Origin of the sequence: Streptosporangium sp. NPDC023825, from assembly GCF_040639575.1 — a bacterium.
Lineage (GTDB): Bacteria > Actinomycetota > Actinomycetes > Streptosporangiales > Streptosporangiaceae > Streptosporangium.
In genome coordinates this window covers 1-22,912 of record NZ_JBFAAE010000028.1, presented here as the reverse complement: position 1 = coordinate 22,912, position 22,912 = coordinate 1, and the positions used below count along the sequence as shown (strand labels likewise).

Annotated in this window: 21 protein-coding genes; 17 read left to right on the top strand and 4 right to left on the bottom strand. The window is 73.0% G+C overall.

From position 1 onward, the window contains the following. Window positions 1–60 precede the first annotated feature (60 nt). The gene (locus AB0G15_RS23750; RefSeq protein ID WP_362843468.1) at window positions 61–1,521 is read left to right on the top strand and encodes a serine/threonine-protein kinase; all 1,461 of its coding nucleotides are present in this window, start codon (window positions 61–63) and stop codon (window positions 1,519–1,521) included. Here the strand turns inward: AB0G15_RS23750 and AB0G15_RS23745 are convergent. Beyond that, window positions 1,487–2,452: a DMT family transporter gene (locus AB0G15_RS23745; RefSeq protein WP_362843465.1), complete on the bottom strand. Its 966-nt coding sequence runs from the start codon at window positions 2,450–2,452 to the stop codon at window positions 1,487–1,489. The two genes, AB0G15_RS23750 and AB0G15_RS23745, sit on opposite strands and share 35 nt — an antisense overlap. Window positions 2,453–2,522: 70 nt before the next feature. Between AB0G15_RS23745 and AB0G15_RS23740 the strand changes: the two genes are divergently transcribed. Beyond that, window positions 2,523–3,407, top strand: coding sequence for a LysR family transcriptional regulator (locus AB0G15_RS23740; protein WP_362843463.1), 885 nt, complete (start codon window positions 2,523–2,525; stop codon window positions 3,405–3,407). A gap of 196 nt (window positions 3,408–3,603) precedes the next feature. Here the strand turns inward: AB0G15_RS23740 and AB0G15_RS23735 are convergent, their stop codons facing one another. Continuing rightward, entirely contained in the window at window positions 3,604–4,566 is a 963-nt protein-coding gene (locus tag AB0G15_RS23735) for a WYL domain-containing protein (protein WP_362843460.1), read from the bottom strand. A gap of 98 nt (window positions 4,567–4,664) precedes the next feature. Here AB0G15_RS23735 and AB0G15_RS23730 point away from each other — a divergent pair, with 98 nt between their 5' ends. The 4 genes from AB0G15_RS23730 (at window position 4,665) to AB0G15_RS23715 (ending at window position 7,360) form a co-directional block, all read left to right on the top strand. Further along, complete coding sequence (locus tag AB0G15_RS23730) at window positions 4,665–5,285, top strand: TIGR03086 family metal-binding protein (protein ID WP_362843457.1); 621 nt, start codon at window positions 4,665–4,667, stop codon at window positions 5,283–5,285. Window positions 5,286–5,393: 108 nt separating this feature from the next. Further along, window positions 5,394–6,527 (top strand): DUF5925 domain-containing protein, encoded by a 1,134-nt coding sequence (locus AB0G15_RS23725; RefSeq protein WP_362843454.1) that lies wholly within the window; start codon window positions 5,394–5,396, stop codon window positions 6,525–6,527. 85 nt (window positions 6,528–6,612) lie between these two features. Next, window positions 6,613–7,056, top strand: coding sequence for a DUF1622 domain-containing protein (locus tag AB0G15_RS23720; RefSeq protein WP_362843451.1), 444 nt, complete (start codon window positions 6,613–6,615; stop codon window positions 7,054–7,056). Further along, window positions 7,049–7,360 carry a hypothetical protein gene (locus tag AB0G15_RS23715; protein ID WP_362843448.1) on the top strand — a complete coding sequence of 104 codons (312 nt, stop codon included), beginning with the start codon at window positions 7,049–7,051 and terminating at the stop codon, window positions 7,358–7,360. The genes AB0G15_RS23720 and AB0G15_RS23715 overlap by 8 nt, the downstream gene beginning before the upstream one ends. On the opposite strand, the gene AB0G15_RS23710 is transcribed toward AB0G15_RS23715, so the two are convergent. Next, the gene (locus tag AB0G15_RS23710) at window positions 7,342–8,403 is read right to left on the bottom strand and encodes a hypothetical protein (RefSeq protein ID WP_362843445.1); all 1,062 of its coding nucleotides are present in this window, start codon (window positions 8,401–8,403) and stop codon (window positions 7,342–7,344) included. The two genes, AB0G15_RS23715 and AB0G15_RS23710, sit on opposite strands and share 19 nt — an antisense overlap. Window positions 8,404–8,735: 332 nt before the next feature. Here AB0G15_RS23710 and AB0G15_RS23705 point away from each other — a divergent pair, with 332 nt between their 5' ends. Continuing rightward, entirely contained in the window at window positions 8,736–8,939 is a 204-nt protein-coding gene (locus AB0G15_RS23705; RefSeq protein ID WP_362843442.1) for a hypothetical protein, read from the top strand. Window positions 8,940–9,438: 499 nt separating this feature from the next. Here AB0G15_RS23705 and AB0G15_RS23700 read toward each other — a convergent pair whose 3' ends face one another. Next, window positions 9,439–10,815 carry an SWIM zinc finger family protein gene (locus AB0G15_RS23700; RefSeq protein WP_362843439.1) on the bottom strand — a complete coding sequence of 459 codons (1,377 nt, stop codon included), beginning with the start codon at window positions 10,813–10,815 and terminating at the stop codon, window positions 9,439–9,441. 1,177 nt (window positions 10,816–11,992) lie between these two features. On the opposite strand from AB0G15_RS23700, the gene AB0G15_RS23695 reads away from it, so the two are divergent. The 10 genes from AB0G15_RS23695 to AB0G15_RS23650 all read left to right on the top strand — a co-directional run bounded on the left by AB0G15_RS23695 (window position 11,993) and on the right by AB0G15_RS23650 (window position 22,797). After that, complete coding sequence (locus tag AB0G15_RS23695) at window positions 11,993–12,376, top strand: Lsr2 family protein (protein ID WP_362843437.1); 384 nt, start codon at window positions 11,993–11,995, stop codon at window positions 12,374–12,376. A 147-nt stretch (window positions 12,377–12,523) separates the two neighbouring features. Beyond that, window positions 12,524–13,852 (top strand): M20/M25/M40 family metallo-hydrolase, encoded by a 1,329-nt coding sequence (locus AB0G15_RS23690; protein WP_362843434.1) that lies wholly within the window; start codon window positions 12,524–12,526, stop codon window positions 13,850–13,852. 609 nt (window positions 13,853–14,461) lie between these two features. Continuing rightward, the gene (locus AB0G15_RS23685) at window positions 14,462–15,829 is read left to right on the top strand and encodes a hypothetical protein (protein WP_362843432.1); all 1,368 of its coding nucleotides are present in this window, start codon (window positions 14,462–14,464) and stop codon (window positions 15,827–15,829) included. Window positions 15,830–15,904: 75 nt separating this feature from the next. Continuing rightward, the gene (locus tag AB0G15_RS23680) at window positions 15,905–17,059 is read left to right on the top strand and encodes a DegT/DnrJ/EryC1/StrS family aminotransferase (protein WP_362843429.1); all 1,155 of its coding nucleotides are present in this window, start codon (window positions 15,905–15,907) and stop codon (window positions 17,057–17,059) included. Window positions 17,060–17,332: 273 nt separating this feature from the next. Next, entirely contained in the window at window positions 17,333–18,424 is a 1,092-nt protein-coding gene (locus tag AB0G15_RS23675; RefSeq protein WP_362843426.1) for a GNAT family N-acetyltransferase, read from the top strand. A 20-nt stretch (window positions 18,425–18,444) separates the two neighbouring features. Next, the gene (locus AB0G15_RS23670) at window positions 18,445–19,668 is read left to right on the top strand and encodes a DegT/DnrJ/EryC1/StrS family aminotransferase (protein ID WP_362843423.1); all 1,224 of its coding nucleotides are present in this window, start codon (window positions 18,445–18,447) and stop codon (window positions 19,666–19,668) included. 106 nt (window positions 19,669–19,774) lie between these two features. Beyond that, the gene (locus AB0G15_RS23665) at window positions 19,775–20,152 is read left to right on the top strand and encodes a phytase (RefSeq protein WP_362843665.1); all 378 of its coding nucleotides are present in this window, start codon (window positions 19,775–19,777) and stop codon (window positions 20,150–20,152) included. Between the two features lie 298 nt (window positions 20,153–20,450). Beyond that, window positions 20,451–20,855, top strand: coding sequence for a GntR family transcriptional regulator (locus AB0G15_RS23660; RefSeq protein WP_362843420.1), 405 nt, complete (start codon window positions 20,451–20,453; stop codon window positions 20,853–20,855). After that, window positions 20,852–21,742 (top strand): ABC transporter ATP-binding protein, encoded by an 891-nt coding sequence (locus AB0G15_RS23655; RefSeq protein ID WP_362843417.1) that lies wholly within the window; start codon window positions 20,852–20,854, stop codon window positions 21,740–21,742. The genes AB0G15_RS23660 and AB0G15_RS23655 overlap by 4 nt, the downstream gene beginning before the upstream one ends. Beyond that, the gene (locus tag AB0G15_RS23650) at window positions 21,739–22,797 is read left to right on the top strand and encodes an ABC transporter permease (RefSeq protein ID WP_362843415.1); all 1,059 of its coding nucleotides are present in this window, start codon (window positions 21,739–21,741) and stop codon (window positions 22,795–22,797) included. Before AB0G15_RS23655 ends, AB0G15_RS23650 begins: the two co-directional genes overlap by 4 nt. Window positions 22,798–22,912: the final 115 nt, after the last annotated feature.

Sequence of the window (22,912 nt, the reverse complement as noted above, 5' to 3'; positions counted from 1 at the left end):
GCCCTAAACCGTTCGTCCAGGACACCTCTCATCACAGACAAGACGGATAGCCTTGCCTCCATGGTCGCGACCCCCCTCATCCCTGGCGATCCGGACCGGCTCGGCGCGTTCCAGCTGGCCGGAAGGCTCGGCGAGGGCGGCCAGGGCGTCGTCTACCTCGCGCACGCGCCCAGCGGCGAGCGGGTGGCGGTGAAGGTGCTGTTCCGCGGCGACACCGCGTCGCGGGCGCGGCTCGCCCGCGAGCTGTCCGCCCTGGAGAGCGTCGCCCCCTTCTGCACGGCGCGGGTGCTGACCGCCTCCGTGGACGGCCCCCTCCCGTACGTGGTCAGCGAGTTCGTCGACGGCCCCTCGCTGGAGGAGCGGATCCGCGAGCGGGGCCCGCTGCGGGGCGGCGAGCTGGAGCGCCTGGTGGTCGGTACGGCGACCGCGCTGGCGGCCATCCACGCCGCCGGGGTGGTGCACCGCGATTTCAAGCCCGCCAACGTGCTGCTCGGCCCCGACGGCCCCCGGGTGGTCGACTTCGGCATCGCCAGGGCGGAGAGCGCGGCCACGACCGCCTCCGGCCTCATCGGCACCCCGGCCTACCTGTCCCCCGAGCAGATCAACGGGGCTCCCGCCTCGCCGGCCTCCGACGTGTTCGGCTGGGCGGCCACCATGCTCTGCGCGGCGAGCGGCAGGCCCCCCTTCGGGGCCGACACCGTGCCGGCCGTGCTGAACCGGATCGTCAGCCACCACCCGGACCTGTCGGTCCTGCCCCCCGCGTTCACGGGGCTGATCGCCTCCTGCCTGGACAAGGATCCCGCGCGCCGCCCGACGGCCCGCGCGCTGATGGTCGGCCTCGTCGACCCGGGCACGGCCGGCCCCTCCGCCGGGTCCATCGAAGATCTGGCCAGGCTCGGCAGCCGGATCGCCGCCCCGCCGGGACGGTCGGCGCTCACGACCCAGGAATCCCGTCGCGGCTCCCGGGGGGTCGTCGTCGGCGCGGTCCTCGTCACGGTGTCCCTGCTGGTCGCCGCGGGCATCGCCGCCTGGTTCGTTCTGAGAACCCCCGAGACCGTCGCCGGGGACACCGGCCGGGCGACGCCGTCCCCCTCGACGCCTTCGTCCTCCCCGTCCCCGTCCGGGGGCGACGCCCCGTCCACCCCGGAACCCTCCGGCACGAATGGGCCGGCCTCGCGGGGAGGCGGCAGGGAGGTCCCCGCCTCCTTCGCCGGAGCGTGGGCCGGCGACGGCGTCACCTCCACCAACCCGTTCTCCCCCGGCGAGAAGCGGATCGAGGTCACGCTCAGGGAGGGCGACGACGGAGCCGGGTGGGCGGAACCGGTCAACGGCTGCAAGGGGCGGATCGCCCTGACCGAGGTCACCGCCGACGAGCTGACCTTCACCCTCGGCTCCGGCACCGGCTGCGTCCCCGGCACCGTGTGGCTCAGGCGCAAGGGCGGCGCCCTGACCTACACCTGGAAGGACGTCCCCGGTCCCGGACTGGTCACGGAGACCGGCGACCTGACCAGGAGCCGATGACGCCCTGGCCGGTCATGATGCCGACGACGACGATCACCGCGCCCAGGGGCTGGTTCCACGTCAGCGTCTCGCCCAGGACGGCCACCCCGAGGACGACGCCCACCAGCGGGGTCAGGTAGGTCACCGTCGAGGCGGTCGCCGCCCCCCAGCGGGCGATGACCGAGGTGTTCCACACGTAGGCGAGACCCGTGCCGAAGACGCCCAGGACGGCCATGCTCGCCACGACGGGGAGGTCCAGGCGTACCGGGCCGGTGGCCAGCAGCGGGCTCAGCGCGAGCATGACCAGGGCGGCCACACTGACCTGGGCGGCGGCGACGGTGGGGGCGTCGTGCCCGTACGCCAGGACGAAGCGCCGCGTGTAGGCGAAGGAGAGGCCGTAGCAGAACGTCGCCCCCAGGCAGGCGGCCTGCGCCCACCAGGGACCGGTCTCCGCACCCAGGTCCCACGGGGCCAGCACGACGACGACACCGGCGGCGCCGAGCAGCAGGCCGAGCACCCCGGCCGTGCCGAGGCGCTCCTGCCGGAGCGCGGCCAGGGTCACGAGTATCGTCATCAGGGGCGTCGTGGCGTTGTAGATGCTGGAGAGCCCCGAGGGGATGTACTGCCCGGCCCAGGCGAACAGCAGGAACGGCACCACGCACAGCATCAGGGCGATCACCCCCATGTGCGCCCAGAACACCGGCCGTCCCGGCCATCTCCGGCGGGTGACCAGCATGATCACGTTGAGGGCGAGCGCCCCCAGCGCGAGGCGTCCCAGCACCGTCTGGGCGGGCGACAGGCCGGTGAGGGCCACCTTGATGAACAGGAAGCTGGCCCCCCACGTCAGGGCCAGGGCGAGATACGCGGCGAGGACGGACCGGCCCGCGGAGGACGGCGCGGCGCCGGTCGTCGGCGGGGACGGGGGTGCGGAGACGGTTCCTTCACGGGTCACGGGAGCAGTCTCGCCATCACCCGGATCATGCGTCCAATGAGTTGCCCGCCGGATGTGATGAGATGTCCTCATGGGTGCGACGGTCGCGCAACTCCGGGTCTTCACGGCCGTGATCGCGAACGGCGGCTTCGGCGTGGCCGCCGAGGAGCTGGGCATGTCCCAGTCGGCGGTCTCCCACGCGCTCGCCGCCCTGGAGCGCGCCCTGGGCGCCCCGCTGGTGCTGCGGCACGGGAGCGTGCGCCCCACCGCGCTGGGCGCGGCGATCCTGCCGCACGCCCAGGCCGCGCTCGCCTCGGTCACCGCCATCGACGAGGTCGTCTCCTCGCACCTGGGACAGCACGCGGGGACCGTCCGGGTCGCCGCCCCGCCCACGGTCTGCTGCGGGCTGCTGCCCCAGCTCATGCGGACGTGGCGGGCGGAGCTCCCCGGCGTCGAGGTGCAGGTCTTCGAGGGCGACGACGACGAACTGTCCCCCTGGCTGGAGACCGGGGTCGTCGACGCCGCGATCCTCGTCGACCCGGTGCCCCCGCCGCCGGCGCACGTGGTGGTGGGCCGCGACGCCTTCCACGCGGTGGTCCGCGCCGACCATCCGCTGGCCGGTCAGGAGCACATCACGATGGCCGAGCTGGTGGAGGATCCGCTGCTGGTCTCCAAGGGAGGCTGCGAGCCCCAGACCCGCGCCCTGTGCTCCATGGCGGGCGTCCCCTACACGCCCGCCCAGCACGTACGCGAACTCGGCACGCTCATCGGCATGATCGCCGCGGGCATCGGCGTCTCGACGGTTCCCGACCTCGGCCGCGGCCTGCTGCCTCCCGGGCTCGTCATGGTCCCGCTGAAGCCGTCCCTGGAACGCGCCCTCGTCCTCACCGGCCCGCTGACCCGGCCGCCGAGCCCGCTGGTCGACGCCCTGCTCCGCGCCGCCCCCGAGGTCCCCGCGCCTGTCGCGCGTCTCTGATCCCGGTGAACCCTGTCCCGCGTCTCTGATCCCGGTGAACCCTGTCCCGCGTCTCTGATCCCGGTGAACCGCTGCCCTGATCCCGGTTCGCGGTGGAGCCGGTCGGCACCTGGCCGCGGGCAGGAGTCCCTCCACGCTCACCGTCGCGGCGGGACTCCTGCCCGCCTCGGCCGGAGGACCGGCGGGCAGGCCCGGCCTACCCGTCGAGGGCCTCGGTGTAGCGGCGGGCCAGGGTGCGGACGTGGGCGACCAGTTCGGGTGGGCCGTCGACGCGGAAGTCCATCATCAGCATGCTGAGGTAGACGGCGATGGTCTCCAGGGCGTCGGCACCGGTGACGAGGACGCTGGTGTGGGAGTCGACGGCCTCGACGACGCCGACGGCGGGGTTGATGCGGGCGATCACGGTCTCGGCGGGGGCGAGGACGGTGACGCGAGCCTGCACCTTCCAGCCGGTCTGCGCGACCTCGCGCAGGACGAAGGCGACCAGGTCGTCGTCGGGCAGGGCACGAGGCGCGAAGCGGCGGGACGCGGACCGGACGCCGGTCAGGCCGGCGACGGGCAGCGCCCGCCAGGCGTGCGCGCCGAGGTCGTAGGCGACCAGGAACCAGCGGCGGCGCCAGCTGATCAGGCGGTAGGGCTCCACCTCGGTCTCGGTGCCGTCGCGGGTCGCCAGCAGGGTCGCGCCGTCGCGGATCGCGCTCGCGACGACGGTGAGGGTCTCGGCGGGCACCGGGGCGTCCGGCTCGCGGGAGCCGACCGTGGCGGGCCCGACCGCGGTGGCCGACCGCAGGGCGGTCACCTTGCGCTGCAGGCGTTTGGGGAGGATCTGCTGGAGCTTGGCGAGCGCCCGGGTGAGGCTGGCGTCGATGTCGGTGATCCCGGTGGAACCGTCCTCGGCCAGGCCGACGGCCAGCGCCACGGCCACCGCCTCGTCGTCGTCGAGCAGCAGCGGGGGCATCTTCGCGCCCTGTCCGAGCCGGTATCCGCCCACCGAGCCGCGGGCGGCGTGCACCGGATAGCCGAGTTCGCGGAGGCGCTGGACGTCCTGCCGCAGGGTGCGGCCGGTGACGCCGAGGCGCTCGGCGAGCTCGCGGCCGGTGTGGGACCGGTCCTGCAGCAGGGACAGCAGGCGCAGCACCCGGGTCGTCGTCGCAGCCATCGATCTCTTTTCGTCCCGAAAAGTCATTAGGAAGGAAAACAGCCTAATGGACCCATAGATTGGTGTCACAGGCAAGGAAGAGATCGAAAGGCGAGATCATGAACACCACCACCACCGCCACCGTCACCTCCCTGCAGCCGGTCTGGCGTGAGGTGCTGGCCGTCTCCTACCGGGCGCTGGAGAACAGCGTCGCGGGTGTGCGGGACGGCCAGTGGGACAACGCCACCCCGTGCTCGGAATGGACGGTCACCCAGGTGGTCCAGCACGCCGCGGGCGACCAGCTGGCCTACGCGAAGATGCTCGGCATCGGAAACGGCCCGGCCTACGACCCCTTCTCTCCTTCCGGAGCCGTCGACGGCACCGCGGCGGAGCTGGTGAAGGACGCCGTCGAGCAGACCGCCGCGGCGTGGGCGACGGTCGCCGACGACACCGAGACCGTTCCGACGCCGCTGCCGCACGGTGACCTGCCCACTCCGGTCGCCGCGGTGATGTGCGCGCTCGACGCCGCCGTGCACGCATGGGACATCGCGATCGCCACGGGCCGGCCGTCCCCGCTCGACGACGAGCTCGCCGGCCACCTTCTCGCCGCGGCGCGGGGAATCGTCGAACCGTTGCGCCAGTGGGGCGCCTACGCGCCGGTGGTCGAGACCGCCGGCAGCCCCTCCTCCACCCCGGTCGTCGACGACCTGCTCCGCTACCTCGGCCGCGCCCCGCGCTGACGACCGGCGTCCCCGAGGCCTCGCCGAACGCGTCCACGGCCGATCTCCAGACGGGTCACGGTTGAAAACCCTTCGACCGGCGGGCGCCTCGCGAGGATCATTGGCGCCATGTCCGTACTCAAGGAGGTCGACTTCCAGCCGGAGCCGCGCCCGGTGGAGCTGCCGATGAAGATCTGGCTCGACGACGGCGACGCGGCGGTGGACGTGATCGACGCGCTCGCGCTGTCGCCGTTCGCCACCGGGGCCCAGCCCTGGTCGCGCACCGCGAGCCTGGAGCGGGTCCGTCCCGACGCCTCCCTCGCCCCCGCCTCGGGGACGCTCGTCCGGGCGGCCTCGGAGAAGGACGGCCGCGACTCGCGGCTGCTGTGCGGGGAGGGCTGGACGCTGCGCGTGGTCCGCTACCGCAACCGCGCCGCCACGGTCAGCGTGACCGCGGTCGACGAGGGGCTGGCCCGCTCGGTGATCGAGGAGGTCACCAGGGACGCCGAGGAGCCCGCCCCCGAGAGCGACCACGTCGAGATGGGCTTCTGGTGGCAGAGCCCCCGGGGCAGCCGCCGCTCGAAGAAGCCGATCACCGCCTCCCCCTGGGCGGAGATCTCCGGCAACTACGCCAGGTCGGTCAGCGAGCCGCTGTCGCGGCTGATGTCCGTCACCCCCTCCGAGGCGCACGGCCGGCTGATCCTGCTGCACGGCCCGCCGGGCACCGGCAAGACGACGCTGCTGCGCACGCTCGCCCACGAGTGGCGGTCGTGGTGCCAGGTCGACTGCGTGCTGGATCCGGAGCTGCTGTTCCAGTCCCCCGGCTACCTCATGGAGGTCGCGGTCGGCTCCGACGACCATGACCACGATCACGACGGCGACGGAGGCGGTGACCGATGGCGGCTCCTGGTGCTGGAGGACTGCGACGAACTGATCAGGGCCGGCGCCAAGGAGGCCACCGGGCAGGGCCTGTCGCGGCTGCTCAACCTGACCGACGGGCTCCTCGGTCAGGGCCGTGACGTCCTGGTGGCCATCACCACCAACGAGGACCTGGCCCACCTCCACCCCGCCGTCACCCGCCCCGGCCGCTGCCTCGCCCAGATCGAGGTCGGCGCCTTCCCCTACGACGAGGCCGCCCGCTGGCTCGGCACCGCCGAAGGGCTCTCCCCCTCCGGCGCGACCCTCGCCGAGCTCTTCGCCCGCCGCGAAGGCGTCCTCGACCGCACCTCGTCCGCCCCGGAGAACACCGGCCTCTACCTCTGATCGACCCCTGGGTGACCCCCGGCCACCGCGGACAGGGCGGCGACCGCGGCCGCATGGGCGGGGATCCACCGGGTAACAGCAGCGCATGCTCGATCTCCTACCGGAGGAGACCCTCCGGCAGCTCGTCAACCTGCTGGTCCGCCTCGTCGAGGCGGCCGGGGCCGCCGTCATCTTCGTCGGTGCCGCGATCGCGTTCGTGCGGTTCGTGCTGGTGGCCGTACGGCGGCACGACGACGGGTTCATCGCCGTGCGGCTGTTCCTGGGACGGTTCCTCGCCCTCGGCCTGGAGTTCCAGCTGGCCAGCGACGTGCTGCGCACGGCCATCGCGCCGAGTTTCACGCAGATCGGGCAGCTCGCGGCGATCGCGGCCATCCGTACCGCGCTGAACTTCTTCCTGAACAGGGAGATCGAGCGGGAGGGGCGCACGGTGAACGACGCGCGCGGACGCGGCTCCATGGACGCCCCGGGCGGGCACGGCGCGCCGGACGACCCCGGCGGGCGCGTCCCGCCCGGTGCCGGGAATGGCTGACCTCGTCCGGACGCTCGTCCCCCTGCTCGTCGTCATGGGGCTGGCCGCCGGGCTCGCCGTGCTGCTCTCCGGCGGCGGTGCCGGCGGCGCGCTCGCGGTGCTGCTCGACTTCCTCCTCGCGGCCGGGCTCCTGCGCCTCTCCCAGGCCCAGACCTGGGCGGCGATCATCACGGCGGCGCTCACGGTGGTGGTCCGCAAGCTCGCCGTCGCCGGGTTCTCGCAGCACCCGGCGGGACGGAGTCCGCCCGGCCGCCGCCCCGCCGTCCCCGCCCCGGGCGAGCGGGATCAGGGGCGTACGAGATAGTCGTGCAGGCGGCGGCACTGGCGGCCGAACTCCGACGAGCGGCGCGACGGCGGGACGAGGCCGGCGATCTCCCCGCGCGCCCCGGCCCACCGGGCCACCTCGGCGCCCAGGGCGACGAGATCGATCGCGCCCGGGCGCGGCCGTTTCCCCGGCCCCGGCAGAACGTGCGGCAGCGCCGCCCGGATCACCTCCCAGACCTCCCGGTGGGCGCCCTGCGCGGCCGCCTGCTCGAGCCCGGCCACCGCGTGCGGCAGCTTCACCCAGGTCTGCCCCGTGAGCAGGGCGAGCTGCCTGCCGAGCGCGTCCGCCGGCAGGTCTCCCCGCGCCGCCATCCGCAGCACCAGCCGCACACCGTGGACCGGGTCCGCCTGGACCAGGAAGAAGGCGAGCAGCAGCGCGGTGGGCTCGCCGACCGGCCCGTCGCAGGCGGCGAGCGCCTCGGCGTACTCGGCGTGGACCCCGGGCCGGTCCCAGGAGCGGAGCACGTGCGGGAGACAGCGGGCGGCGATCACGTCGCGGTGCGAGGGCAGGACGGCGGGCCACCACGTCATGTACCGGCCGTGCTCCCCCCAGTGGTGATCCCGCACCTCGCCGAGCAGCTCGTCGACGAGGGGCAGGCCGGTCGGATCGGTCCGCACCCGGGGGACCGGGCTCAGGTGGGCGCCCGGCGGCGGTTCGCGCTCGTCGGCGTGGTACGACTTCTCGTTCTCGAAGAACGTCCAGCGGACGCGCGTCTCCGGCTCGACCGGCCCCTCCGCCAGCCGGCGCGCCGCCCGGCGCCCGGCCTCGGAGGTCAGCCGTCCGGCCCGGGCGACCACCTCGGGATCTGCGGTTCCCGGCAACCGCAGCAGCGCCTGCTGGAAGTCGGCGGGCAGCGGCTCGGCCCCGGCGGCCTCGACCGTCTCCAGGCGGGTGAGGAACACGGCGGGGTCGAGGTGGCCGGTGGCGCCGGTCGGCGTCGCGAGCAGGACCGGCGGCAACGTACCCGCCTTGAGCGCGGCGAGCACCTCCGCGCACCGCCGGAGCACGAACCGGTGCGGCACGGAGACGTCGTGCTCGAGGGGAAGCCGGTCGGGCCTGATCTCCTCGGGAGCGCGATACCAGGGCCCGTTCCGGCGACCGTCGCAGGGTCTGGTCGAGCCAGGTCAGTCCGGTACGCACCAGGCCGACCTCGGCGCGAAACAGCAGGCCCTCCAGCGCCTCCGTCACGTCGGCCGGGTCGAGGCGGTCGAGGCGGCGCAGGTGCCTGAGCGCCGGCTCCGCGACCGGTCCCGGCGCGGCCGGCAGCAGGCGCAGGTAGTCGCGGGCGCGGGCCTCCACCTCCGCGTGCGCGGGTTCGAGCAACTCGTGGAGGCGGACGAAGAACCGCAGGTCGGTGGCGTCCCCTCCGCGCAGGAACCGGCTGACGCAGCCGTTCACGAGCATCTCGCGGCTCACCCTCCCCTCGCCGCTCAGCACGGCCAGCGCGCCGAGCCAGGACCGGGCGCCCGGCGGGTCGCTCCGCTCCTCGCGCAGGGCGCGGCCCACGCCCTGCGCCTCGAAGATCCTCGGCAGCAGGACGTCGAGGAGCGGGTCCTGACGGAGCCCGCCCGCGCTGGGCGGCGTGGCGAGCCAGCCCAGCACGAGCGGGTCGTGCTGGGGCGGGGTCACGCCGGTACCGCGGAGCAGGGCCAGCACCAGCGGCAGTCCCGGCGAGGTCGCGGTACGGATCCGCAGGACGAGCCGGGAGACCAGATCGGCCCGCCACCCGGCTTCCCGCGCGGAGATCACCTTGATGAGGGCGCCGGTGTCGCCCGGCCTCTCCCACTCGAAGATCGTGAATTCGCGCCGGTTCAGCCAGGTGGCCACGGCCGCGGCGCCGCCGAGCGAGCCCGCCCCCGCCACCCGCAGGTGCTCTCCCCGTCCGCCCCGCCTCCTCCACGGCTCGAAGGACCCCGCCTCGCGACGCTCCGGCCTGAGATACCCGGGCAGTTCCCTGGCGACCTCCCTGCGCTCCGCGTCGTCGAGCTCCACCATCCGGGCCGCGAGCGCGTCGAGGCCGCCGTTCTCCATGAGACCGCGGACCTCGTCCCAGACCGTCATCGGGCGTCCTCCCGGGTGAGGGGGGCCGGTGCCGCCGGGGAGCCGGCGGGGGCGCCGGCGGTGCCGGCGGCCATCCGGGCGGCGAGCACGTGCTTGCAGGGGCCGCGCGAGCCCCGGTGGTCGTACCACCACGGGCAGGTGCACGACCCCTCCGCCGTCCGCACCAGGCGGACGCCGCCGTCGGTGGTCACCTCGGCCGAGTCGGGGCCGGTCAGCCGGACGGCGCCGGAGGCGACCAGGGCGCGGGCGGAGCCGAGCCTGGGGTTCAGCGCCGCGACGTGGTCGCGGTCGTAGGGCAGCTCGCGGTGGAAGTGCGCGGCCTCGAAGAGGTCGTAGCCGACCCGGCCCGCCGTGCCGAGCTGGGTGAGCGAGGCCCGGACCCGCTCCGGCGCGAGCCCGGAGCGCTCGGCGAGCACGCCGAGTTCCAGGGTGGGCTCGAAGTCGAGCAGGATGCCGACCAGGTCGGCGTCTCCGGCCACCACGTCCGAGGAGAGGTCGTCCAGGACGGCGCCCTCCCCGGAGAAACCGCGCCAGGCCTGCGGGGACAGCACCAGCGTGTAGCGCATGCCCGGCAGTTCCAGCTCCCAGGCGCTCGACCCCGAGCCGTCCGCCGGTCCGTACACGCGCAGCGCCTTGGCGAAGCGCAGCGACGGCATCATCGTGGCCAGCCTGCCGACCCCTGCCAGGTGGACCCCGCCCGGTACGGCCCGCTCCGAGAGCCGCAGCTCCCTGCCCGCGGGGACCGCCCACACCTCGGCCGCCGCCCGTTTCGGCAGGCCGCGCAGGAACCTGACGGCCTGCGGCCCGGCGAGCTCGGCGCGCAGGTCGAACCCGGAGGCGATCACCTGGACCTCCGCGAAACCGCGCAGCCACCGGTCGGGCAGCGGCACCTTCTTCTCCACGACCGCGCCGTCCAGGGTGGTCACGGTGAGCTCGTCGGGACCGACCCCGACGTGCAGCGGGTCACGGCCGCCGACCCTGGCCAGCGCCTCGCGCAGCGGGTTGTTGACGTCCACGTTGGTGGTGCCCCGGTCGAAGACCTCGCCGTCGAGGGCGGGGCCCAGCACGTCCAGCCGGGCGTAGACGCCGCCGCAGGCGGAGAACGACTCGAACCTGAGGCGGTCGCCGCCGCAGGTCACGACCGGATCGCGGGTGAACCCGGGCTGCGGCCGGTGGTAGCGGGCCAGCGCCACGTCGGCGACCGCGAGCAGGCCGGTCGCGGCGGGCGCGGCCTGCGTGAGCAACCCGCTGAAGAAGCGGGGATGGTCGAGGAAGCCCGTCGTGGTCCGGCCTCCGGACGTCGACAGTCCCAGATGTCCGTCGGAGAGCGTGGAGGGGCCGGCGTAGGAGTAGGCCTGCACTGCACTTGTCATGGGCCGGACGGTAGAGATCACGACCGACAAATCCGGCCGCGACCGCACGGCCGGCGTCCGGACCGCCGGCCTCGAAGGCCGAGGGCCGGGGACAGGGCCGGGACGCGGGACCGGGGCCGGGCGCGGGGACGCGGGACCGGGGCCGGGCGCGGGGACGCGGGACCGGGGCCGGGCGCGGGGACGCCGGATCCGGTCAATGCCCCTATCCGATGCCCCGCCGGTTCGCGAACAATTCGGGGAACGCCGTTTGATTGATCCGGGCGGACGGACGATGGAACGCGCCAATGACCGCCAAGGACCAAACGACGCCCGCCGTCCCCCTCCCTCACAATGCGAGACGCCCGGAATCATACGGTCCGCAAGGCGAGTCTTGCCTTACCTCAGAGTGTCCGGACCGCACCTCAATGTGATCGGCCGCGTACGCCGGGCGCCTTCGAAGAGACCCGGTGCCGGACGCCGGCAAACCCGTGGACCGGCGGCACGCATTCCGGACGCGGCGAAGTCATTTGTCCGCCGGAATCCCGGAACGCGTTCGGTTACGGACATCCGGCGTGCGTGAATTGTCCGCCGAGCGCCCGGGAGGACGCGCGCGGAGCTTCTCCTCCCCGCCTCTCCGCACCCGGCCCGCCCCCCGGTTCCCTCCCTGCGACCCCGGCTCGGCAGGTACCTTGAGCAGCGAAAAGGGGACGAAGGACACCTCCGGCGACCGAGAGGGGCGACGACGGGAGATCGCCGCGCCCGGCGCGACGGCGTCCGTGAAACGAACGGCGGTGGAACGACGGACCGGAGTCGCCCCAAGTGGCGGAAGTCGATTTTTTCCGGGCGGCGAGGCCGGAAACCACCCGGAGGTCATGAAACTCCATAGCGCCCAGATGCCCCCTTCCGGAAAATCCGCCGGGGTGGCCGACAGATCTCGGCATACAAGGCGCTCGGAAACCACGGCGCCGCCGTCGTTTTTAATCCCCCGAGAGCGGGAAGCATTTCCCAATGACGTGGAGACGTCGGAGTTCGGCCTTGAGTAATTAGCCTGAAGGGTGGATCTCCGATGGACAGGGGTTTCCTGAGCGCGGCGGTGAAAGGAGGGACTAGAGTTTTGCGCACGGGGAAGAGACGCGGGAACCATCGTCGGTCGGGTTCACGACCGCACGCTCCGGCGCCAAGATTAAGGAGTCGCACAATGGCACGTCAGCAAGTCGTCACGTTCACCGACGACATCACCGGCAAGAAGGCGGACGAGACCGTCTCGTTCGGCCTGGACGGCACCGCCTACGAGATCGATCTGAGCTCGAAGAACGCCACGAAACTTCGTGAGGCCCTCAAACCGTTCCAGTCCGCCGCCCGCAAGGCGAGCACCTCTCTGAGCCGCAAGGGCCGGGCGAAGGGTTCCGGCGGCAACCGCGAGCGGAGCGCCGAGATCCGGGCGTGGGCGAAGTCCCACGGGATCGAGGTGAGCGAGCGCGGGCGCATCGGGGGGAAGGTCGCCGAGGCGTTCGCCGCCGGCGACCCCAGCGTGGCCAAGGGATCGACCAAGGAGACTCCGCAGGCCGCGCTCAGCGAGTGAGCCAAGCTCCCGGGCCCTGGAGGGGTAGCGGCGTCGCAGCCGGCCGGGAGTGCTCGACACGACGACCCGAGGTGCTATTTCCAACCCGGAGGGGTATGCACCTTTGATCCATATTGTGGGTTCTTGTCTCCGGGGGGCGTTCCGTCGATGAGCAGCGAGTCGATGAGCAGCGAGGTCGCGCAGATCTGCTCGGACCTGATCAGGTTCGACACCACCAACCCCGGCCCCGGCGAGCGTCCGGCGGCCGAGCACGTCGCCGCCCTGCTGTCCGACGCCGGGATCGAGCCGGTGGTGTTCGAGTCGGCCAGCCGCAGGACCAGCGTGGTCGCCAGGATCCCCGGCGACTCGCCCGAGGCCCTGCTGATCCACGGCCATCTCGACGTGGTCCCCGCCCGGCCCTCCGACTGGCGGATCCACCCGTTCTCCGGCGAGGTCTCCGGCGGATGCGTCTGGGGCCGGGGCGCGGTCGACATGAAGGGCACCCTCGCCATGACGCTGGCCCTGGTCCGCGACTGGGCCCGGCGCGGGGTACGGCCGGACCGGGACGTCGTGCTGGCCTTCCTCGCCGACGAGGAGGCCACCGGCGAGTACGGCGCGCGCTACGCGGTGCGCCACCATCGCGAGCTGTTCGACGGCTGCACCGACGCGATCAGCGAGTCCGGCGGCTACAGCGTCGAGGCTCCGGGCACGCGGATCTACCCGGTCGCGGTGGGCGAGCGCGGCACCGCCTGGATGCGGCTCACCGCGACCGGCGTCGCGGGCCACGGCTCCCGCCCGCCGGTGGACAACGCGGTGGCCGAGCTCTGCCACGCCATGTCCAGGATCGCCTCCCACCCCTGGCCGGTGCGGCTGACGCCCGGGGTGGCGGCGCTGATCGAGGACCTGTCGGACATCCTCGGCGAGCGCATCGACCTCGACCGGCTGGAGGAGGAGGCGGCGCGGCTCGGCCGGATCGGCGACCTGTTCGGCGCGCAGATCCGCAACTCGGCGAACCCGACGATGCTCCAGGCGGGCTACAAGGTCAACGTGGTCCCCGGCACCGCCGAGGGCCACGTGGACGGGCGGTTCCTGCCGGGATACCGGGAGGAGTTCCTGGAGACGATCGACCGCCTGCTCGGCCCCCGGGTGACCCGGGAGTTCGTCAACGTCGAGGACGCCCCCTCGGCCCCGATGGACTCGCCGTTCTTCGACCGGCTCGGTGCCGCCCTGGTGGCCGAGGACCCGGCGGCGCGGCCGGTGCCGTACGTGATGTCGGGCGGCACGGACGCCAAGTCCTTCGCGGAGCTCGGCATCAGGGGCTACGGCTTCGCCCCGCTGATGCTCACCCCGGACCTCGACTACTTCGGCATGTTCCACGGCGTGGACGAGCGCGTCCCCGTCGAGGGCCTGGAGTTCGGCGTCCGCGTCCTGAACCGTCTCCTCACCTCCCGGGGTTCCCGGTCCTTTGCGGCGCCCGCACCGGCACCGGCCCTCTGAGGACCCGGAAAAGCCCTGAGACCCCCGGCCCCGAGGACCCCCTGAGGGCCCGGGTGGCGCGCGGGACCGCCCCCTCGCCCCGGACCGCCCGGCTCCCGCGAACCCGCTCCGCACACCGCGGGTCGCTCGCGGTGACCTCGGTGACCTCGGCCACTCCCGCTCCACCCCCTCAACCCCGCGAAAGCAGGGCAGTCCCCATCACGATCAGGCCGTGCCGGGGACTTCCGGATACATGCCGGACACGGCTCGCTTGAAACTGGGGCATCATGACTCACGTGCCGATTCTCATGTACCCCTCGGTGACCGGCAGGTCTCGTGACGAGACGCGTACGCCGGTGACGTGCCCTTCGGGGCCCGCCGGCGAGGCCACCGATCCACCCCGCCCGAGCGATCCGCGGTGCTCCCGCGCCGCCTCCGGGAACGGCGCCGACCGGGAGCACCGGGGTGAGTGAGCACGGCACCGGGCGAGGCCGGCACGCCAGGCCCAGGGGCGGCGTTCCCGCGCCGGGCACCCGGCCCGAGGGCCCCGAACCTCCGGTGAACGCGGCCACCGGCCTCCGTACAGCGGGTGGCAAGGTCGGTGCAAGCGGCCCGGCCGACGATGGCGGCGTGACGCGCGAGGGGAGCGACCAGGCGGCGGGCCGGACGGCGACCGAGGAGCGCGGGGCCGGTCTGATGGACCGCCTGCGCAAGGACCTGAGGAACCCGCTGTTCCTGCAGGGCTACGCGCTGATGATCAATACGGGGATCACCGCCGTGCTGGGCCTCGGCTACTGGTTCCTCGCGACGCACCTGTACACCGCCGCCGCCTTCGGCGAGGGCCAGGCCCAGATCAGCGCGATGCGGCTGTTCTCCTCCCTGACCGGGCTCGCCTTCGCGGGCGCCCTGGCCAGGTTCATCCCGGTGGCCGGGCGCCGTACCGCCGAGTTCGTCCTGCGCGGCTACGCGGTCGCCGGGGCCGCCGGTCTGGTGGCGGCGCTGGGGTTCCTGCTGACGTTGCCGGTCTGGGGCTCGGTCTACGCCGACCTCGGCGGGCTCGGCCCGGGACTGTTCTTCCTCGCCTCGGTGCTCGTGTGGACCGTCTTCACCCTCCAGGACGTGACGCTGGCCGGGCTGCGCAACGCCGTCTGGGTGCCGGTCAACAGCCTGGCGTTCGGCCTGGTCAAGATGGGCCTGCTCGTCGCGCTGGCGTACGCGCTGCCGCAGGGCGGCGTCTTCGGCGGGATCTTCGTCTCGTGGATCGTGCCGACGGCCATCGCGCTGATCCCGATCAGCTGGCTCATCTTCGGCGTGATCATCCCCAAGCACGTCAAGAACACCGAGGTGAGCGCCGCGAACCCGCCGCGCCTGCGCGAGGTGGGCCGCTTCCTCGCCGGAGACTTCCCCGGCGCGTTCTCCATCCTGCTGATCCTCTATCTCGTGCCGGTCATCGTCGCGGGCTGGCTCGACGACGCGCCGACGTTCGGCTACTTCTCGATAGCCCACACGCTGGGCTCCATGGTCGGGCTGCTCGCGGCCAACATGGCGGTCTCGCTGACCGTCGAGGGGTCCTTCAACGCCGCCCGGCTGGCACAGAGCGTGCGCAACGCGCTGCGGCGCACCTTCCTGATCGTCGGCCCGGTCGTCGCGATAGTCGTGATCGGCGCGCCGCTGATCCTGAGCGTGTTCGGCCCGGGCTTCGCCGAGGCGGGCTCGCCGCTGCTGCGCCTGATGGCGATCGCCGTGCTCCCCCAGACGGTGATCGAGATCTGCCTCAGCATGCTGCGCGCCCAGAGCGAGGCGCGCAAGCTCGCCCTCGTCCAGATCGGGATGGCCGTCCTGGTCCTCACCTCAATAGCGGTGCTCTTCCCCCACTTCGGGATCGCCGCGGTGGGCTACGCCATGCTCGGCAGCCAGCTCCTGGTGGCGCTGCTGGTCTTCCCGAACATGCGCAGGGTGATGAACCATGGCAAGACCTCCCAGGTGAGCACCGGTTAGGGCGACACGCGGCCGCCGGTTTGCGGTCCCGATGTCGTACGTGATAGACGGTCTCCAGTGACTCCTGAGCACATTGTGGCGAAGCGGACACATCGCCTCTGCCTTCCGCTGCCCTCCAACCGCCTGGGCCTGTATCTGGCCCTGCGGCACTGGTGTCATCCCGGCCAGCGGCTGCTGATGTCACCGCTGTCGGCCGACGAGATCCTCTTCCTCGTGCTCGCGGCCGGGCTGCGCCCGGTCATCGCCCCGCTCTCCCTCGACGACGGCAACATCGACGTCGACGCCGTCGACCTCGACACGGTCGACGCGGTGCTCACCACCAACCTGTACGGCCTGCCGGACCGGGTGTCCGCGTTCGGCGGCAAGATCCTGATCGAGGACGTCGCGCACGCGATCGAGACGAGCGTGAACGGCAGGCCGATCGGCACCTTCGGGGTGGCCGGCGTGTTCAGCCTGTCCAAGCACGCGGGGGCGGGCTCCGGCGGGGTGATCGCGGTCGAGCACCTCTCGGACCTGCGCGCCCTGGAACGCGAGCGTGACCGGCTGCTGCAGCCCGGCGTCTTCAGGAAGGAGATCCACAGCGTGCTGACCTCCGCGGGCCGGCACGCCGCGCTGCGCCTGAACATGGTCCGCCCGGCGCTGAGGGCCATGCGCGCGCTCGGCATGGAGGAGGAGCGCGAGGGGTACCGCATCGCCCCGCGTCCGGCGGAGCTGCTCAGGGCGCTGGAGTACGCACCGCAGCAGCTGCCGGCGTTCGACTCCTGGGTCCAGGCCGACCTGCACGACTACCGGGCCAGGCGGGGCCACCTTTCGCGCTGGTACCAGTCGCGGCGCCTGCACGCGCTGCCCCGGCAGCGCTCACGGCGGATCGCCGGCGTCTCGGTACTGGCCGCGCAGCCCACCGTGGCACCGGCCGTCCGCCGTCACCTGGACCAGCCGCTGTTCCGGGTCCCGCTGCTGGTCTACGGCCGCGACGGGGCCATCGCCGAGCTGGAGCGGCACGGGGTCGCCACCGGTTACCTCTACGACCCGCCGTACGACGGCTACCTGCCGGAGTTCACCGACCCCTCTCCCGCGCCCGAGGTGGCGCGCTGGTGGGCCAGGCACGTGCTGCCGATCGACCCGCTGTACGCCCACCGCGCCCTGCCGGTCATCGAGCGGCTCATCCCCGCAATCCCGCCGATGCCGCCCAGGGTGCCCCCGGGACCGGCCTCCTTCGACGTCGCTTAGCGAATCTGGCGGGCTACTGAGCGAGTAGGGCGACATCCCCGATAGATTTGACTCATTGATTACCGGCTGGCGGTTCGGGGGATCGCTTCCTGGTTCCGGGATGGTTTCCTCATGCCGTGACGCACACCCCTCCGTGCCCGCGCCCAATGGATCTCGTCCTTCGCCCCGACGACGTCCAGTGCCTGGGACCAGGACTTCGAGAAAGGACCACCGCCTCGTGAACGGCAGGTTTGCGCCCATCACTGGTCGTCCTCGCCCGGCGGGGGGCGGCGTATGAGGATCAGTGTCATCCGGCCCGCGGAGCTGGGCCCGGCCGAGATCGCGGCGTGGCGGGGGATGCAACGTTCCAGCCCGCATCTCGACAACCCCTTCCTCAGCCCGGACTTCACGGTCGCGATGGGCGAGGTCAGCGCGGCGGCGCGGGTGGCGGTGATCACCGAGTCGGACGGGCCCGTGGGGTTCTTCCCCTTCGAGCGGCACGGTGGCGGGGTGGGCGCCGCGCTGGGCGGGTGGGTCTCGCTCTGCCAGGGGGTCGTCCACCGGCCAGGCGCCGAGCTCGACTCCGGCGCCCTGCTCAAGGCGTGCGGGCTGAGCGTGTGGGAGTTCGGCTGCATGGTCGAGCGCCAGCCGTGGTTCCAGCCGTTCGAGACGCTCAGGCAGGAGGCCGTGGTCCTCGACCTCAACGGCGGCTATTCGGCCTTCCTCGACGAGCTGCGCGAGCGCTCCCCGAAGTTCCTCAAGACCACCCTGTACAAGGAGCGCAAGCTGGGCCGCGACGCGGGCGAGGTCACCTCCGAGTTCGCGGTGCGCGACCCGGAGCAGTTCCGGCTGCTGCGCGAGTGGAAGTCCGCCCAGTACCAGCGGATGGGCCGTCCCGACCGCTTCGGCAGGGCGTGGGTCGTGGAGCTGGCCGAGCGCCTGCACGCCGTCGACACCGGCGACTTCGCCGGGCCGCTGTCGATGCTGTACGCCGGCGGCAGGCCCGTCGCGGGCCACTTCGGGCTGCGCACCGGCACGACGATGATCGGGTGGTTCCCCGCCTACGACCCCGAGTACGCCAGATACTCCCCCGGCCTGATCCAGCACCTGCGCATGGTCGAGTCCGCCGCGAAGCTCGGGGTCACCTCGTTCGACCTGGGCATCAGCAACGGCTCGGAGTACAAGGACGCGCTGTGCAGCCGGACCGTTCCCGTCTCCGAGGGCATCGTGCGCCGCCGGTCGGCGGGCGCGGCGGCGCACTGGCTGCGCACCGAGCCGGTCCGCCGGGTGCGGCGGTTCATCCTCGACAGCCCGGCCCTGTACGGCGCCGCCGACAGGGCGATGAAGCGGTACGGTCGGCTGCGCACCCGCAGGAAGACCACGTGAGCCGCCCGAAGGAGGGCCCGATGAGCGATCGCCCCGCCACGTCCGACCGCGGGAACGGCCGCGCGGACGGCCGCCGCGCGCTCGAGGCGGCCATGCGCGACCGGATCGGCCAGGAGTGCCTCCACGTGCCGTCCGCCAGGTTCGGCCTGCTGCTGGCGCTGCGCCACTGGTTCGAGCGCGGCGACCGGGTGCTGATCTCGCCGACGAACTGCGAGACGGTGCTGTTCGTCGTGCTGGCCGCCGGGCTGGAGCCGGTGATGGCGCCGGTCTCCTGGCGCGACGGCAACATCGACGTCCCCGCCGTCGACTGGACCGGCCTCGCCGGTGTCGTCACCACGCACCTGTACGGCCAGCCCGACCGGGTGACCGAGCTGCGGGCCGAGTGCGACCGGCGCGGCGTGCTCCTTCTCGACGACGCGGCGCACGCCATGCAGACGGTCGTGGACGGCCGCCCGGCGGGCACCTTCGGCACCGCCGGGGTGTTCAGCCTCGCCAAGCACGGGCGGGCGATGTCCGGCGGGTTCCTCACCGCGGAGGACCCGGCCGCGCTGCCCGAGCTGGCGCGGGCCAGGGACGAGCTGCTGCTCTCCGGAGGGGCGCGCGCCCAGCTGCTCGGCACGCTGCGGCCCGTGCTGCGCGAGGCGATCTACCGCACCGGGCTGGTCAGGCCGATGTGGCACGCGCTCAAGGCGCTCGGGCTCGTGCGGTGGACCGGCCACCGCTGCCCGCCCCGCGAGGACGAGCTGCGCGCGGTCGTCGCCGCCGATCCGGTCGACCCGCGCGCCATGGACCACTGGCTGCGGATCGACCTCGACGACTGGCGGATGCGTCAGGGGCCGCTGCTGCGCGGCTACCACCGCTCCCGGTTCCGGGTGATCGACCGCGAGCGGGAGCGCCGGGTGGCCGGGGTCGAGCTGCTGCGCACCCTGCCCTGGGCGGCCGAGGGCGTCCGCGACGCGCCGCCGCAGCCGCTGCTGCGGGTGCCCCTGCTGGTCGAGGACCGCGACGAGGTCGTCGCCCGGCTGGAGAGCCGGGGCGTGGTGCCCGGTTTCATCTACGATCCGCCGCTGGACGACTACCTGGACCTGGTTCCCGCGGGGCCGACCCCGGAGGTCGCCCGCTGGTGGACCGGCCACGTCCTGCCCGTCGACCCGCTTCGCGCCGCCCGCATGGCCGGCCTGCTGGCCGAGCTGGACGTCCGCCCGGCCGCGCGGCCTTTCACGGCGTCGCGGCAGCCCGGCTGAGCGGGCAGGCGCGCGGTCGTCTTTCCCACGCCGTCGGGTCCGAGGGCCCCGAGCACGGTGCCCGGCCGCGCGGCCAGGCGCCGATCCCGGTTACGGCGGCAGGCACCTGTCGGCGGACGCCGAGGGGCTGACGATCTACCACGGTGCCGGCGGCGGCGGTTACCTGCTCGCCTCCGGCCAGGGTGACAACACCTTCATCGTCTACGACCGCAAGGACAACGACTACGCCGGACGGTTCCGGATCGGCGCGGGCCACGGCCTGGACGGCGTCGAGCACAGCGACGGCTCGATGGTGGTCAACGTCCCGCTGGGCCGGTTCGACAAGGGCCTGCTCGTGGCGCACGACGGCGAGAACACCCCGGGGGCGGTCGACGGGGACGGCGAGGCCAGGGAGAACACGAACTTCAAGTTCGTCGGGTGGGGCGACGTCGCCGGCGCGCTCGACCTCGACGTGGACACCGACGGCTGGAACCCGCGGGACTGACGGTCCCCCATCGCGGCCCGGCCGCGCCGGCCCGCCACCACAGACCCGGCCCGGCCGATCCGGCCCGCCACCGCGGGCCCGGCCCGGCCGATCCGTCACAGCCCGCACGAACCAGGTGGGGTCGTCCCCGCCATGAACCCGCATGAACCCGCACGGACCCGGTGCGGCCACCCCCGCCAGCGAGCCCGGTGCCATCCGCACCGGGCTCGCTGGCGTCACGCGCCGGCACCGGCCCCATCGAGCGTTTCCTAACAAGTTCCATACATGTAATAATCTAAAGTACTAGTACCGTATATAAATGGAGGAACCGGTGATCGAGTTCCATCTGGATGCGAAGTCCGGCGTCTCGCCGTACATGCAGCTGGTCCAGCAGGTACGGCATGCGCTGCGGCTCGGCCTGCTGCGCGAGGGCGACCAGCTGCCGACCGTCAAGGAGGCCGTGGCGCAATTGGCGATCAACCCCAACACCGTCCTGAAGGCCTACCGGGAACTCGAGCACGAGGGTCTGGTCGCCGCCAGGCCGGGGGTGGGGACGTTCGTCACGGCGACCCTCACCGACACCTCGCTGGCCGCGCACGGCCCGCTGCGGCTGGAGCTGCAGCGCTGGCTTTCCAAGGCCCGGCGAGCCGGCCTCGACGACGAGAGCATCGAGGCCCTGTTCATGACCACCTTTCGGACCACCGCTCAGGAGGAAATAGCGTGACCGCTGTCTTGGAGGCCCAGGCGCTGGGCAAGCGGTACGGCAGGCGCTGGGCGCTGCGCGAGTGCACCGTCGACATCCCGGCCGGCCACGTCGTCGGGCTGGTGGGGCCCAACGGAGCCGGCAAGTCCACGCTGCTGAAGCTGGCCAGCGGCCAGCTCGAACCGACGGCGGGCGGCATCACCGTGCTGGGCGGGCGGCCCGGGGGCACGCCCGCCCAGCTGGCCAAGGTCGGCTTCGTCGCCCAGGACACCCCCGTCTACGCGGGACTGACCGTCGCCGAACACCTGCGGCTGGGCGCCCGGCTCAACCCCCGCTGGGACGCCGCCACGGCACGGGAGCGCATCGCACGGCTCGGCCTCGTCCCCACCCAGCGGGCGGGCAAGTTGTCCGGCGGCCAGCGCGCCCAGCTCGCCCTCACCCTCGGCCTGGCCAAGCGACCCGAACTGCTGATCCTGGACGAGCCCGTGGCCTCGCTGGACCCGCTGGCCCGCCGCGAGTTCCTGCAGGGACTGATGGAGGCCACCGTCGAGCACGAGTTCAGCGTTCTGCTCTCCTCCCACCTGGTATCCGACCTGGAACGGACCTGCGACTTCCTGATCGTGCTCGTCGACTCCCGCGTCCAGATCGCCGGGGAGACCGAGAAGCTGTTGTCCACCCATCACCGGCTCACCGGCCCGCGCCGCGACCCCGACCGCCTCCCCGCCGACCAGCACGTGGTCTCCGCGCGCCACACCGACCGGCAGAGCACGTACGTGGTCCGCACCGACGCCCCGATCCACGACCCCGCCTGGACGGTCACCCGGCTCAGCCTGGAGGACCTCGTCCTGGCCTACATGGAAAAGCGCACCACCGACAACCGGCGAGCCGCCCTGGAGGTACAGCGATGATCTGGCTCACCTGGCGCCAGTTCCGCGGCTCCGCCACGATGATGGCCGCCCTGCTCGTCACACTCATCACCGTTCTGGCCCTGACCGGGCCGCGCCTGGTCTCGGGCTACTCCGCCGGGATCGCCGCCTGTACGCAGGACGGCACCTGCGACCGCTTCTTCGACCGCTTCTTCGACGAGTACCAGCTGCCCTTCATGGCCGTCAGCCTCGTCGTGCTGATCCTGCCCGCCCTCGCCGGGCTCTTCTGGGGAGCGCCGCTGATCACCCGGGAGCTGGAGGCGGGCACGCACCTGCTGGTGTGGAACCAGAGCGTCACCCGCGGCCGCTGGCTGGCGGTCAAGCTCGGGCTCACCGGCCTGGCCGCCATGACCGCCGCCGGCGTGTGCGGCCTCGCGGTGACCTGGTGGTCCGACCCCCTGGACAAGTCCGCCGTTCCGGATCTGGCCCTGATGGCCCCCCTGGTGTTCGGCGCGCGCGGCATCGCCCCGATGGGGTACGCGGCCTTCGCCTTCGTTCTCGGGGTGGCCGTGGGCATGCTGGTGCGCCGCACGCTGGCCGCCATGGCCCTCACCCTGGCCGTCTTCGTCGCGATCCAGCTCGCCATGCCGCTGCTGGTCCGTCCCCACCTGATGCCCCCGGTCACCGCGGCCTTCGAGCTCAGCAAGACGAACGTGGATGGCATCGGTGTGAGGAATGACGAAACCCAGCTTGTGCACATCGGGCTGGACTCAGCCGTTCCCGGTCACGCCGGCGCCTGGGTCCTGTCCAGCGATCTCCTCGACCCGTCGGGGCGCACGATCTCCGGCAGCGACACGAGAGGCGCCGTCAAGACCTCCACCACGTCGGGACCCTGCGCACCGCCGGGAGCGGGAGGCGGACAGGGCATGGACGGGTGCCTGGTCGAGATCAACCGGCTCGGTTACCGGCAGCAGGCGACCTACCAGCCCCTGGAACGCTTCTGGCCCTTCCAGTGGATCGAGACCGGCATCTACACCCTGCTCACCGTCGGCCTGACCTGGTTCTGCTTCTGGTGGGTCCGAAGGCGCCTGTCATGACCGTCCTCAAGAGCGCCCTCAGGGCCACCGCCCGGACCGCCGCCGGGCTCGCGCTCCTGCTGGCGGCGGCCTGCACCACGCCGACGCCGCCACGCGTCCAGGCGGGCACGGCGGG

Excerpts from the sequence above, each read along its gene's own strand:
- AB0G15_RS23750 (WP_362843468.1), top strand. The coding sequence starts at position 61 with ATGGTCGCGACCCCCCTCATCCCTGGCGATCCGGACCGGCTCGGCGCG.
- AB0G15_RS23740 (WP_362843463.1), top strand. The coding sequence starts at position 2,523 with ATGGGTGCGACGGTCGCGCAACTCCGGGTCTTCACGGCCGTGATCGCG.
- AB0G15_RS23735 (WP_362843460.1), bottom strand. The coding sequence starts at position 4,566 with ATGGCTGCGACGACGACCCGGGTGCTGCGCCTGCTGTCCCTGCTGCAG.
- AB0G15_RS23730 (WP_362843457.1), top strand. The coding sequence starts at position 4,665 with ATGAACACCACCACCACCGCCACCGTCACCTCCCTGCAGCCGGTCTGG.
- AB0G15_RS23725 (WP_362843454.1), top strand. The coding sequence starts at position 5,394 with ATGTCCGTACTCAAGGAGGTCGACTTCCAGCCGGAGCCGCGCCCGGTG.
- AB0G15_RS23720 (WP_362843451.1), top strand. The coding sequence starts at position 6,613 with ATGCTCGATCTCCTACCGGAGGAGACCCTCCGGCAGCTCGTCAACCTG.
- AB0G15_RS23715 (WP_362843448.1), top strand. The coding sequence starts at position 7,049 with ATGGCTGACCTCGTCCGGACGCTCGTCCCCCTGCTCGTCGTCATGGGG.
- AB0G15_RS23700 (WP_362843439.1), bottom strand. The coding sequence starts at position 10,815 with ATGACAAGTGCAGTGCAGGCCTACTCCTACGCCGGCCCCTCCACGCTC.
- AB0G15_RS23695 (WP_362843437.1), top strand. The coding sequence starts at position 11,993 with ATGGCACGTCAGCAAGTCGTCACGTTCACCGACGACATCACCGGCAAG.
- AB0G15_RS23690 (WP_362843434.1), top strand. The coding sequence starts at position 12,524 with ATGAGCAGCGAGTCGATGAGCAGCGAGGTCGCGCAGATCTGCTCGGAC.
- AB0G15_RS23675 (WP_362843426.1), top strand. The coding sequence starts at position 17,333 with ATGAGGATCAGTGTCATCCGGCCCGCGGAGCTGGGCCCGGCCGAGATC.
- AB0G15_RS23670 (WP_362843423.1), top strand. The coding sequence starts at position 18,445 with ATGAGCGATCGCCCCGCCACGTCCGACCGCGGGAACGGCCGCGCGGAC.
- AB0G15_RS23660 (WP_362843420.1), top strand. The coding sequence starts at position 20,451 with ATGGAGGAACCGGTGATCGAGTTCCATCTGGATGCGAAGTCCGGCGTC.
- AB0G15_RS23650 (WP_362843415.1), top strand. The coding sequence starts at position 21,739 with ATGATCTGGCTCACCTGGCGCCAGTTCCGCGGCTCCGCCACGATGATG.